General features: G+C 67.3%; 12 protein-coding genes and 1 tRNA gene. All 13 read right to left on the bottom strand.

Annotated elements, in window-relative coordinates; all coding sequences use genetic code 11:
• Window positions 1–1,174 (bottom strand): GAF domain-containing protein (locus tag B5F79_RS02645; RefSeq protein ID WP_158094821.1); only part of this gene is annotated, 1,174 nt, incomplete at its 3' end.
• Between the two features lie 70 nt (window positions 1,175–1,244).
• Window positions 1,245–1,335, bottom strand: a tRNA-Leu gene (locus tag B5F79_RS02640).
• A gap of 177 nt (window positions 1,336–1,512) precedes the next feature.
• The gene (gene secG / locus B5F79_RS02635) at window positions 1,513–1,770 is read right to left on the bottom strand and encodes a preprotein translocase subunit SecG (RefSeq protein ID WP_087217348.1); all 258 of its coding nucleotides are present in this window, start codon (window positions 1,768–1,770) and stop codon (window positions 1,513–1,515) included.
• Window positions 1,771–1,893: 123 nt separating this feature from the next.
• On the bottom strand, window positions 1,894–2,661 hold the full coding sequence (tpiA, locus tag B5F79_RS02630; protein WP_087217347.1) for a triose-phosphate isomerase: 768 nt from the start codon (window positions 2,659–2,661) through the stop codon (window positions 1,894–1,896).
• Window positions 2,654–3,844: a phosphoglycerate kinase gene (locus B5F79_RS02625; RefSeq protein ID WP_087217346.1), complete on the bottom strand. Its 1,191-nt coding sequence runs from the start codon at window positions 3,842–3,844 to the stop codon at window positions 2,654–2,656. The genes tpiA and B5F79_RS02625 overlap by 8 nt, the downstream gene beginning before the upstream one ends.
• 99 nt (window positions 3,845–3,943) lie before the next feature.
• Complete coding sequence (gap, locus tag B5F79_RS02620) at window positions 3,944–4,969, bottom strand: type I glyceraldehyde-3-phosphate dehydrogenase (protein ID WP_087217345.1); 1,026 nt, start codon at window positions 4,967–4,969, stop codon at window positions 3,944–3,946.
• A 238-nt stretch (window positions 4,970–5,207) separates the two neighbouring features.
• Window positions 5,208–6,140: a DNA-binding protein WhiA gene (whiA, locus tag B5F79_RS02615; protein WP_087217344.1), complete on the bottom strand. Its 933-nt coding sequence runs from the start codon at window positions 6,138–6,140 to the stop codon at window positions 5,208–5,210.
• 1 nt (window position 6,141) lies between these two features.
• Entirely contained in the window at window positions 6,142–7,068 is a 927-nt protein-coding gene (gene rapZ, locus B5F79_RS02610) for an RNase adapter RapZ (RefSeq protein ID WP_087217343.1), read from the bottom strand.
• 292 nt (window positions 7,069–7,360) lie between these two features.
• Complete coding sequence (gene pfkB, locus B5F79_RS02605; protein WP_087217342.1) at window positions 7,361–8,290, bottom strand: 1-phosphofructokinase; 930 nt, start codon at window positions 8,288–8,290, stop codon at window positions 7,361–7,363.
• Window positions 8,287–9,036, bottom strand: coding sequence for a DeoR/GlpR family DNA-binding transcription regulator (locus B5F79_RS02600; RefSeq protein ID WP_087217341.1), 750 nt, complete (start codon window positions 9,034–9,036; stop codon window positions 8,287–8,289). Before B5F79_RS02600 ends, pfkB begins: the two co-directional genes overlap by 4 nt.
• 5 nt (window positions 9,037–9,041) lie before the next feature.
• A complete protein-coding gene (locus tag B5F79_RS02595) occupies window positions 9,042–10,124 on the bottom strand; it encodes a Gfo/Idh/MocA family protein (RefSeq protein ID WP_087217340.1) in 1,083 nt (360 codons plus the stop codon).
• Between the two features lie 415 nt (window positions 10,125–10,539).
• Window positions 10,540–11,229, bottom strand: a complete 690-nt coding sequence (locus B5F79_RS02590; RefSeq protein ID WP_087217339.1) for an N-acetylmannosamine-6-phosphate 2-epimerase — start codon at window positions 11,227–11,229, stop codon at window positions 10,540–10,542.
• A 71-nt stretch (window positions 11,230–11,300) separates the two neighbouring features.
• Window positions 11,301–12,260 carry an ROK family protein gene (locus B5F79_RS02585; RefSeq protein WP_087217338.1) on the bottom strand — a complete coding sequence of 320 codons (960 nt, stop codon included), beginning with the start codon at window positions 12,258–12,260 and terminating at the stop codon, window positions 11,301–11,303.
• Window positions 12,261–12,269: the final 9 nt, after the last annotated feature.

Here is a 12,269-nt window from a genome sequence, read left to right as displayed (position 1 = left end):
CCCCCTGCTGCGCGTTGACGCGCATGTCCACCGTGGCGGCGTCGAGCTCGTCCGCCATCTCGGCGATGACGTCGGAGATTCGCTCGGCGCCGTCATCCGGGGAGGCGTCGTCACCATACGACAGGAGCTCCTCGCGCAGCTCGGTGGCAAGCGAGGCCAGGCGGTCCGCCCGCTGCGCCCTGAAGGCCGTGAAGGCCCCCGCAAGCTGAACGGAGAGGTAGTGGGCCACCGAGTCCAGGAGGCGCGCGTCCTCGCGCGAGAGCGGGTGCAGGCGGCGCCAGCCCACCTCGATGATGGAGATCACGTGCCCGCCAAACCACACGGGAACGGGGACGAAGCTCGTGAACGGCGGAAGCATCGAGCTCCTCATGCGCAGGACCTCGTGGGTGTCCTCGTTCACGACGTCGCGCATGGTGAGCCTGCCCTGGCGCAGGGCCTCGTTCGTGGGCGCACAGACGCGCAGCCGCACGGCGCGGCCCTCCCTGATGGCCAGGCGCTCGACGCTGCGCCCGAAGGGCATGAAGCGCGCGATCTTCTCGCCCACCAGACCGCTCGAGACGCCGCGCAGGTGAAAGCCGTCCGCCTCGGCGAGGTAGACGATGGTGCCGTCCGCCTCCATGGTGTCCGTGAGCTCCTCGAGCACGCGCTCGAAGAGGGCGGCGATGTCGGTCGAGTCCAGCGTGTCGAGGACGATCTTGAGCGTTCCGGAGAGTCGGTGGTTGGCGCGGCGCAGGTCGTCGAGGGCGCGCTCGCCCTCCCTGTCTATGCGCGTCTCGCGCTCGGCGGGAAGGGCCACGAGGAGATAGGTCTCGCCGGGCGCGTTGACCGCGTCGCAGCGAACGCGAACGGTGGCCTGGCGCCCTCCCGCCGCGACGCAGCTCACGAGCGAGACCGAGCCGTCGACGGCAAACGAGAGGCTCGCGGCCTGAAAGGGCCCGGATACCGCCGAGGGGTCGTCCGACGAGGGGAAGAGCAGGCGAACGTCCTCCCCCACCAGGGCGCGCTCGGAGCCAAAGAGCTCAGATGCCTCGTCGTTTGCCAGAAGGACCCTGCCCGCGCCGTCAAAGACGAGAACCGCCTCGCTGGTGAGCTGCAGGAGACGGGAGAGCGTCCCCACGAGGCTGCCCTCGCCGATACCCTCCACGCGTCTGACGCTGAGTGCGGACCTGGTCATGGCGCTCCCCCGTAGCAATGATCGGCATATATACGAAAAGCGGGTCCCCGTGGGGACCCGCGTCATTTCGTGGTGTCGGAGGCGGGACTTGAACCCGCACGACCTTTTAGTCAGTCACTAGCACCTCAAGCTAGCGCGTCTGCCAATTCCGCCACTCCGACTTGTCACTGCGCGCCTTTGCTCTCGCTCATTCGCGCAAGGAGTAGTATGCACCAGTCTCAGGGTCGACGCAACCCCCATTTTTGACTTTTTTCTCGCACCGCGACGCGACTCCTGCGGGCGGGCACAAGAAAGGCGGCCCCGGAGGGCCGCCAGGCAAAAGCGCGATGCGGGCGGAGCTAGTAGGTGACCAGGGTGCCCGTGGGGAACGTGATGGCCATCACGAAGATGCACGCCACAAAGACGAGGGAGGTGATGACCGTCAGACGGTTGAGGTTCTTCTCGAGAATGCCCGAGCCGGTGCCGGAGTTGTAGATCGAGGAGGCGATCATGTCAGAGACGCCCGTGCCCTTGCCGGAGTGCATGAGCACCAGGATGACGGTGAGGATTCCGGAGAGGAACAGGAGGACGGTGAGGACGATGTTGAGGGCGTTCACGAGATGGACTCCTTCTGGACAGATTCATAACAGCCTGTAATGGTAGCACAACGGGGCCCGCATCTCTGCGGGCCCCGCAAGCTACACATGCCGAGAAGAACCTCGGGCCGTATGGGGTCTTCCCTACGCCATCGCGCTCTTCACCATGGCGGCGAAGCTGTCGGCCTTGAGGGAGGCACCGCCGACGAGGGCGCCGTCGACGTCCTCCTTCTCCAGGAAGCCGGCGATGTTCTCGGGCTTGGCGGAGCCGCCGTAGAGGACGCGGATGCCGGAGGCGATCTCCTCGCCGAAGATCTCGACGAGGGTGGCGCGGATGGCGCCGCAGACCTCCTGAGCGTCATCGGCCGTGGCGGTCTTGCCGGTGCCGATGGCCCAGATGGGCTCGTAGGCGATTACGTACTTGGACGGATCGGTGATCTCGAGGCCCTCGGTGTCCTTCTTGATCTGGTCGACGACGAACTCGACGTGCTTGCCGGCCTCGCGGATCTCGAGGGACTCGCCGCAGCAGGAGATGGGCACGATGCCGTGAGCCATGAGGGCCTTGGCCTTCTTGTTCACGTCCTCGTCCGTCTCGCCGAAGTAGTCGCGGCGCTCGGAGTGACCGATGATGCAGTGGGTGGCGCCCACGGCCTCGAGCATGTTGGGAGCGGTCTCGCCGGTGTAGGCGCCGGACTCCTCCCAGTAGACGTTCTGGGCGCCGAGCGCGAACGGGGCGGACGTCTGGTCGATGACCTCGGAGACGCCCTTGAGGTCGACGGCGGGCGGGCAGACGACGACGTCGACGTCGCCGGTGCCGTCCTTGAGCTCGTCGGCCAGGCCCTGGGCCAGGACGACACCCTCGCCCCAGGTCTTGTTCATCTTCCAGTTGCCAGCGATCATCCTCTTACGCATCGAGAAGCGCCTCCACTCCAGGAAGGGCCTTGCCCTCGACGAGCTCCATGGAGGCGCCGCCGCCCGTGGAGATCCAGCTCATCTTGTCGGCAAGGTCAAACTTGTTGATGGCCGCGACGGAGTCGCCGCCGCCGATGATCGAGGTGCAGTCGGAGTCGGCAACGGCGCGGGCGACGGCCTCGGTGCCGGCGGCGAACTGATCCATCTCGAAGACGCCCATGGGGCCGTTCCAGAAGACGGTCTTGGCGCCCTTGATGGCCTCGCAGTAGAGCTCGCGGGTCTTGGGGCCGATGTCCATGCCCATGCGGTCGTCGGGGATGTTGTCGGAGTCGACGACCTCGCCCACGGCGTCCTCGCCAAAGTGGTCGGCGACGACGTTGTCGACCGGAAGGAGGATCTTGACGCCCTTCTCCTCGGCCTTCTTCAGCATCTCGCCAGCGCGCTCGACCCAGTCCTCCTCCTTGAGGGAGGTGCCCACGGTGTAGCCCTGGGCGAGGAAGAAGGTATAGGCCATGCCGCCACCGATGATGAGGGTGTCAGCGGAGTCGATCAGGTGATCGAGGACGCCGATCTTGGAGGACACCTTGGAGCCGCCGACGATGGCGACGAAGGGGCGCTCGGGCTCGGCGAAGATGGAGGTCAGGGTGTCGACCTCCTTCTCCAGCAGGAAGCCGGCGTAGGCGGGCAGGTACGCGGCGGGGCCCACGACGGAGCCCTGGGCGCGGTGCGCGGTGCCGAAGGCGTCGAGCACGAAGATGTCGCCGTAGGAGGCGAGGGTCTTGGCGATCTCCGGGTCGTTCTTCTTCTCGCGCTTGTCAAAGCGGACGTTCTCGAGAACGAGGATGTCGCCGTCCTGGAGGGCGTCGACGGCGGCCTTGGCCTTCTCGCCATAGGTGTCGTCAACGAACTTCACGTCGTAGCCGGTGAGCTCGGCAAGCTTGTCGGCAGCCGGCTTGAGGGAGAACGCGGGCTCGGGACCGTCGCCCTTGGGGCGGCCGAGGTGGCTCATGAGGATGATCTTGGCGCCCTTGTCCTTGAGGTACTCGATGGTGGGGATGGCGGCGCGCACGCGCGTGTCGTCGGTGACGACGCCGTCCTTCAGGGGCACGTTGAAGTCAACGCGCATGAGGACGCGCTTGCCCGCGACGTCCGCGTCGCGAACGGTCTTCTTGGTGAATGCCATGCTTTCACTCCTTGACTCGCTGCTAATGAAAGAGGGGCGCGGCCGCGGCCCTGTGAGCTGCGACCGCACCCCCTGCGAAAAGCCTCTGCGAAGCGTCTGCTACGCGACGAACTTCTCGAAGTACTTGATGGTGCGGACCATCTGGGAGGTGTAGGAGTTCTCGTTGTCGTACCAAGAGGTGACCTGAACGAGGCTCTGGCCGTTGCCGAGGTCGCAGACCATGGTCTGGGTGGCATCGAAGATGGAGCCGTGAGTCTCGCCGATGATGTCGGAGGAGACGATGTCGTCCTCGTTGTAGGCGAAGGTCTCGGGGATGGTCTCGGCATAGGCCTTCATGGCAGCGTTGACCTCGTCCTTGGTGACGACCTTGTCAACGACGCAGTAGAGGTTGGTGATGGAGCCGGTGGGCGTGGGAACGCGCTGGGCGGCACCGATCAGCTTGCCGTTGAGCTCGGGGAGAACGAGGCCGATGGCCTTGGCGGCACCGGTGGAGTTGGGGACGATGTTCTGCGCGCAGGCGCGGGAACGACGCTTGTTGCCCTTGCGCTGCGGGCCGTCGAGCGGCATCTGGTCGCCGGTGTAGGCGTGGATGGTGGTCATGATGCCGGAGACGATGGGCGCGAAGTCGTTGAGGCCCTTGGCCATCGGGGCGAGGCAGTTGGTGGTGCAGGAGGCAGCGGAGATGATGTTGTCATCAGCGGTCAGCTGCTCGTGGTTGACGTTGTAGACGATCGTGGGGAGGTCGTTGCCCGCGGGAGCGGAGATGACGACCTTCTTGGCGCCGGCGTCGATGTGAGCCTGGGCCTTGGCCTTGGAGGTGTAGAAGCCGGTGCACTCGAGGACGACGTCAACGCCGAGCTCGCCCCAGGGGAGCTTGGAGGCGTCGGCCTCCTTGTAGATGGTGATCTGCTTGCCGTCGACGGTGATGGAGTCCTCGCCGGCAACGACCTCGTGGTCGCGGGCGTAGTTGCCCTGCGTGGTGTCATACTTCAGGAGGTACGCGAGCATGTCGGGGGAGGTGAGGTCGTTGATAGCGACGATCTCGGAGCCCTCGTGACCGAACATCTGACGGAACGCCAGACGGCCGATGCGACCAAAGCCGTTGATAGCAACCTTTACTGCCATGCTTTCTCCTTTCACGGGGCCGTCGGGGACCCTCCCCGGCGGACCAAAGCACACACGGGCATGACGCCCTTGCCACCCGATAGTGTACCCCACACGCAACGCCGCATACCGCCAAAACTGAAACGCGGCCGGGATTTGAGCGGTGGGCGCTCAGATTTTGTCCGCCGACGCGAGATGCATCCCGGCGCGCATCGACATAACGCGTGCCGCGCAAGCTGGGAAGGAGCCCCCGATCCCGTTACTTCGCGGCCTGCTCGGCGATCTCCTGGAGGCGCAGGAGGCGATGGTACATGGCGGACTTGGAGACCGGGGGGTCGAGCTCGGCGCCCAGTGCGGCGAGGGAGAGCTCCGGGTGGGCCCGGCGCGCGCGACAGAAGGAGCGCAGCGCCGGCGAGAGCGCGGCGAGGCCGGGGTTCTTCTCGATGCGGTCTATGAGCTCGAGCTGCTCCGCCGCGGCGCCCGTGGAGCGGGCCTGGTTGGCCATCTCGGCGTTGACGCGGCGGTTGACGTCGTTCTTGACGGACTTCTTGGCGCGCGCGAGCTCCACGACGCGGGCCATGCGACCCGCGCCCATCGCGCGCAGAAGCGCAATGACGTCGTCGAAGCTCTTGAGGTAGATGGCATAGGCGCCACGGCGGCGGTTGAGGCGCGCGGAGACGCCAAAGGAGCCCACGATCGCCACGAGGCCGCGGGCGAAGTCCTCCCCCGTCACGGCTATCTCCAGGTGAAAGTCCCCGCGCGGATCGGCGATGAAGCCGCCCGCCATGAACGCTCCCCGGACGAAGGCTGCGCGTGCCGCGGGCGTCCCCAGGAGGCACGCGGGCACCCCGGTGGCCAGGCCGCGCCCCGGCACCAGGATGCCGAGCGTCACGAGGTCCTCCGCGAGCTCGTCTTGCTCTGGCATCTCTATGAGGTAGTTGCGCGTCTTGTGCAGGACCGAGCGGCGCACCGTGAGCGGGGTCTCCAGGTCGAAGAGCTTGTGCGTGAGCTTGATGATCGTGCGCGCCACGGCGCCCGTCTCGGTGGCTATGCGGATGGAGTAGCGCCCCGAGCCGCGGAAGGAGAGGGTGCCGCACACGCGGATGAGGGCGGAGAGCTGCGCGAGCTCGGCGGCGGGCGTGGGCCCGTCCACGCGCGCGAGCTCGTCTTTCACCTGCGCCGTGAAGGACATGCTAGCTCGTCCTCACGTTGGCGAGCGCGAGGTCGCGGTGCGAGAGGGTCACGTGGTAGCCGCTCTTCTCGAGGTAGGAGGCCGTTGCCGCGGCTATGGCCACGCTCCTGTGCTGGCCCCCCGTGCAGCCCACGGCGATGGAGAGGTGGCTCTTGCCCTCGGCCACGTAGCCAGGCATCGCGACGTCGAGCAGGCGGTACCACGCGTCGAGGAACTTCTCGGTGGTGGGGTTGTTGAGGACGAAGTCTGCCACCAGGCGGTCGTTGCCCGTGAGGGTGCGCATCTGGGGGTCGTAGAAGGGATTAGGCAGGAAGCGCACGTCTATCATGAGGTCCGCCTCGACGGGCATGCCGTGCTTGAACCCAAAGGAGAAGACCGACACCTCCATGAGCTGCTGGTCCGTGAGCTCGGAGTAGGCACGGCGCAGACGGGCGCGAAGCTCCTTGGTCTTGAGGCGACTCGTGTCTATCACAAGGTCAGCGGCGTCGCGCACGGTATCGAGCTGAGAGCGCTCGCGCGAGATGGCGCTCGTGAGCGCCTCTCCGGGGGCGGCGAGCGGATGACGGCGGCGATTCTCGTCGTAGCGGCGCATGAGGACGTCGTCTGCCGTGTCGAGGAAGACCACGCTCACCGTGAGCTCGTGCTCGCGCAGCTGCGTGACGGAGTCGGAGAACTCGTCAAAGAGCCCCTGGCTGCGCAGGTCGCAGGTGACGGCGAGGTGCCTCCCCACGCCCGAGTTGATGCCCACGAGCTCGGCGAGCTGCAGGAGCAGGCGCGGCGGGAGGTTGTCGATGCAGAAGTAGCCCATGTCCTCGAAGACGTGCAGGGCCTGCGTGCGCCCCGAGCCGGACATGCCCGTGATCACCACGACGTCCGGCACGCGCGCCGCGCTCTCCGCCGCCCTCATCTGCTGACCCGCGTCCGCCATGGGTCCTCCCTCCGTCGTTCTTCTCGCCAGTATACGGCAGGCGCCGGACAACAATCGCCGACGGGGTGCGAGGAACCGGAGGCGGGCTCAGGCTGCCGTTGCTACCCTCCCGGAAGGGGAGCAACGAGCAGATTCCAGCCGGTCTTGGATAGTTCGTCCAAGTTGCTACACCCTCGAGAGGGGAACAACGCGGCGGAGAGGACGCATGAGTCACCGATTCGCGAGTTGTTACACCCTCGAGAGTGTAGGGACGGCATCCAAATCAGCGAATCGGCCAAGTTTGCCCCCGTTGTTACACTCCCAACGGGGGAATCTCAGAGGGGGCCAAGGCGAGCAGCGCCTCCACCTCGGGCCTCGTGGCCAGGTGGTCGGAGAACGCGCTGGCAGAGCCGGCCGCGAGCGCCATGCGGAAGGCGTCCTCGTAGCTGCCGGTCTCCATGAGGCCCGCGAGGAATCCCGCCACGGAGGAGTCTCCTGCGCCCACGGAGTTCACCACGGTGCCGCGGGCGGCAGGGCTCTGGTGAACGGCGCCCGTCTCGTCCACGAGCACGCCGCCCTCCCCCGCCATGGAGACGAGCACGTTCGCGGCACCCATCTCCTGGAGGCGGCGCGCATAGGGCACGACCTCGCCGCGGGCGCGCAGCTCCACGCCGAAGATGTCCCCGAGCTCGTGGTTGTTGGGCTTCACGAGGAAGGGGCGGTACGGCAGGACGCGCGTGAGCAGGTCGCGCTCGGCGTCCACGACGATGCGGACGCCGCGGCCGGAAAGGCGTGCCATGATGCGCTCGTACAGGTCGTGCGGGAGCGTCGAGGGCACGGAGCCGGAGATGACGAGCGTGTCGCCGTCTCCCAGCGCGTCCAGCTTGGATAGAAGAACATCGACGTCCTTCTCGGCAATCTTGGGCCCCATGCCGTTGAGCTCGGTCTCCTCGGCGGACTTGACCTTGACGTTGATGCGGGTCATGCCCTCGGCAACGCGAATGAAGTCGGCGTCGACCCCTGCCTCGGAGCAGCGTCGGCAGAGCTCGTCGCCCGTGAAGCCGGCCACGAAGCCGAGCGCGCGGCTCTTGTGCCCGAGGTTTCCGAGCACGATGGAGACGTTCACGCCCTTGCCGCCCGGGAGCACCTGCTCGTAGGTGGTGCGGTTGATGGCGCCCAGGCGCATGTCGTCCACGCGGACGATGTAGTCGAGCGACGGGTTGAACGTGACAGTTGCGATCACAGCGACACCTCCGTGACGTTGTCGAAGCTCCGGTACTCCTCGGGGACGTCCCCGCAGGTGACGATCGTGGCGTCGCAGAAGTCCGCGAACGTGACGAGGCTCGTGCGGCCGAGCTTTGAGGCGTCGGCGAGCACGTAGCGCCGCGTGGCGCGCGCCATCGACTCCCGCTTGACCATGGCCTCGTTGGGCTCGGGCGTGGTGAGGCCCGCCTCCGGCGTGATGCCGTTGGAGCCCCAGAACCCCAGCGTGAAGTGGAGGCGCGCGAGGGCGTCGAGGGCGCCGGGCCCCACGAGCGCCTCGGTCGCGCTCTTGAGCTCCCCGCCGAGGACCATCACGGAGAGCCCGCGCGCCGCCAGGCGGATGGCATGGGAGACCGAGTCGGTCACGTAGCCGGCGCGCGTGGGGGGCAGCAGGTCGAGCAGGATCTCCGTGGTGGAGCCGGCGTCGAGGTAGACGAAGTCGTCAGGCTGGACCAGCGAGGCGGCGCGCGTGCAGACGGCACGCTTCTCCTCGTCGTGCAGGCCGTGGCGCTCCCCCAGCGTGAGGTCGCGCGTGAGGTGGGCGGACTCGCGGGTGGTGGCGCCGCCGTGAACCTTGACCAGCTGGTGGGCCTGGTCGAGCTTGTCGAGGTCACGACGGATGGTGGACTCGGAGGTCTCGAGCGCGGCGGCCAGCTCCGGCACGGTGACGGTCCCGCGCAGGCGCACCATCTCGACGATGCGCGCGTGGCGCTCTGCGGTCAGCATGGCGCTTACGCCTCCTCGGGGTAGGTGACGCCCCAGGAGCGGCGCACGTCGGTCATGAGGCGCATGACGTCGGAGGCCGTGTCGATGAGGCCCGCGGCCTGCGTGTCGCCGGCGACGGCGCACTCGAGGTCGGCCATCTCGTAGCAGAGCGCGTAGCCCTCCACGCCGGCGGTCACGGTCTCGCGGCGGCCGTCGGCGGTCCACACGATCGTGGCGGTGTCCGCGCGCGGGTACTCCATGATCTCGACGTAGCACTTGTCGAAGCTGAGCACGGCGCGCTTGGGCTGCTTGGAGTGGAGCGTGAGCGAGACCACGCCGATCTGGCCCTCCTGGTTGCGACAGACGATGCCGCCCGCCACGTCCACGCCCGTCTCGCAGAGGTTGCCGAGGGAGAGGACCTCGGTCGGCTGGCTCTCCATGAAGAGGCGCATAATCGTGAGCGCGTAGACGCCGATGTCGAGCATCGCGCCGCCCGCGAGGTTGATGTTGTAGAAGCGGTTGGTAAGGTCGCCGTACTCCTTGTAGGAGCCAAAGTTGACCTGCGCGAGGTTCATGCGACCGAACTCGCCCGCGTCCGCGCGGCGACGCAGCTCGCGGTAGAGCGGCATGTGCAGGATCGTAGTGGCGTCCATGAGCACGACGCCGTTGGCGTCCGCGAGGGCGCGGGCCTCGTCGAGCTCCTCGGAGTTGAGGGTGATGGACTTCTCGCAGAGCACGTGCTTGCCCGCCGCGAGCGCAGCGCGCAGGTAGGTGATGTGCGTGTTGTGCGGAGTGGTGATGTAGACGGCGTCGACGTCGGGGTCCGCGTAGAGCTCCTCGAAGCTGTCGTAGACGCGCGGCACGTGGTACTTCTCGGCAAAGGCGACGGCCTTCTCGCGGGTGCGGTTGGCAACGCCGTGCAGGTGGCGGCCCGCGAGCGCGAGCGAGGCGGCCATCTGGTTGGCGATGACGCCGCAGCCGATGACGGCCCAGCGGAGCTCGGGCGCGGTGAAGATGTCATCGGGGAACGGGCGGTTCTCGATGGCCTCGAAGGCGGCGGCCGCCGCGGCGGCGGAGTCGAGCGGGGTGCTCTTTTCGGTGTCTGACATTGGCTCCCTCCTTTGTGGGCTCTTGGCTGATCTCATTTTTACGCAGGTTCAGTCAGTTTTGCGCATGTATGCGCACTCTGCCGACGAACGGTAGCATATCACGCGTAAATGGTCATTTCTGCGCAATTTTACGCAGTTTTATGCAACCAGGTTCATGAGGGGTGCGAAACTGCGACAGTCTGACGTCCGGAAACGTCGAGATTCCGCACGCCAGTGGAATCGGTGCAAATTCGCGACAGTCCAGGGGCACATTCCGTCGAATTTCCGCACGCCAGGCGGTGAGGTGCGGCAACGCGACAGTCTGGGCGAGAAGAACGTCGAGTTCCCGCACGTCAAAAGGGCCGCAAGTCCCAGACGAGACCTGCGGCCCTGCATAACATGACAAAGTGACTGTCCCTCTGTCAAGAAGACTCCCCTACTCCTCGATCGCGGCCTTGAACCACTTGGTGAGCGAGGTGGGGTGGGTGATGCCGGTGCCCACCACGACGGCCCAGGCGCCGGCGTCAATGGCGGTCTTGCCGTCGGCGGGAGTGTGGACGTGGCCCTCGCAGATGATCGGGTAGTCGGGGAACTCCGAGGTTGCCTGCTTGAGCAGCGGCACGTCGGGGCCGTCGTCCATCGTGGTGTCGATGGCGGCCTTGTTGTGGGAGAGCGTGGTAGACACGAGGTCGCAGCCGCAGGCCACGGCGTTGCGGATGTCGTCGATGGTCATGCAGTCGGCCATGATGAGGACGTCGGACTGCTCGCGGATGGCCTTGACCGTCTCAGCGAAGGTGCGGCCGTCCGGGCGCGGGCGATCGGTGGCGTCGAGGGCCACCACGTCGGCGCCGGCATGGACGCACGCCATCGCGTGACGCAGGGTCGGGGTGATGTAGACGCCCTCGTGCCCCTCCTTCCATAGGCCGATGACGGGGATGTCCACGCGGCCCTTGATGGCTGCGATGTCGGAGAGGCCCTGGCAGCGGATGGCGGCCGCACCGCCGAGCTCGCAGGCGCGAGCCATCTGCGCCATGGTCTCGGGGTGACGGAGCGGCTCGCCGGGATAGGCCTGGACGGAGACGATGAGCTTGCCCTTGAGGGACTGGACGAGCGGTGAGATGGGCATGGGTGCCTCCTATTTCACGGGGAGCCGGCGGGGACGGGTCCCCGCCGGCCAGGAGTGACGAGAAGAACGGGCTAGTCCGCGACCTCGGCGTAGCCAGACTTCACGAAGTTCTCTGCGGCGCCGACGAGCGGGGCGTCGCCGCCGAGCTCGCCGCCCACGATGGGCGTGGTGGCGACCGGCGGCATGGCCTGGCCCTTGAAGGCCTCGGCCATGGCGTCGGACCAGTTGGGCCCGCACTGCGCGACGGAGCCGGAGAGGATCACGACGTCCGGGTCGAGCATGTTGCACATGCTGCCCAGGACCTCGCCCAGCGCGCGGCCCGCTCGGGCCTCGGCGGACTTGGCGGCCTCGTCGCCGGCGGCGGCGCGACGGTCGATCTCCGCACCGTCCATGGGGGTGCCGTCATCCTTGGTCTCGGCGCCGCCCAGGCGCACGTACTCGCGGATGATGCCCGGGCCCGCGGCGATGGGCTCGAGATGGCCGGTGGCTCCGCAGGAGCAGGGCACGCCCGCGGCAGCAGGGCAGCAGACGTGGCCGATGTGGCCTGCCTCGTCGTGCGCGCCGAGCATGATCTTGCCGTACTCGACGAAGGCGCCGCCGATGCCAGTGCCCACGGCCGCCACGAGGCAGCTCTTCTTGTCGCGGCCGCCGCCCCAGCGGGCCTCGCCCAGGGCATGGGCGTGAACGTCGTTGAGGACGCGGCACGGCAGGCCGGTGGCAGCGGTGACCTCGGCGCCCAGGTGGGTGCCGCCCCAGCCGGGCATGAGCTCGTTGGCGAAGGTGATGTCACCGTTCCTGGGGTTGACCACGCCGGCAGAGGAGATGCCCACGCCCACGGGCTTCTGGTCGGCGCGCTCGATGGCGGCCTTGACCTGAGTCAGGACGGTGGCAAGAACGTGCTCGCCGCCCTTCATGGCCTCGGTGGGGACCTTCTCGACCTTCTCGATGACGGGGCTCTCCCCTCCCAGGGTGACGAGCCCGCACGCGATCTTGGTGCCGCCGATGTCAACGGCGACGATGGTCTGGCTCATGTGGATCCC

The sequence above is a fragment of the Olsenella sp. An285 genome, from assembly GCF_002159625.1.
In the GTDB taxonomy this organism is placed as follows: Bacteria; Actinomycetota; Coriobacteriia; order Coriobacteriales; family Atopobiaceae; genus Thermophilibacter; species Thermophilibacter avicola.
The sequence above is the reverse complement of the archived record's forward strand: the minus strand, read 5'-3'. Positions and strand labels throughout refer to the sequence as shown.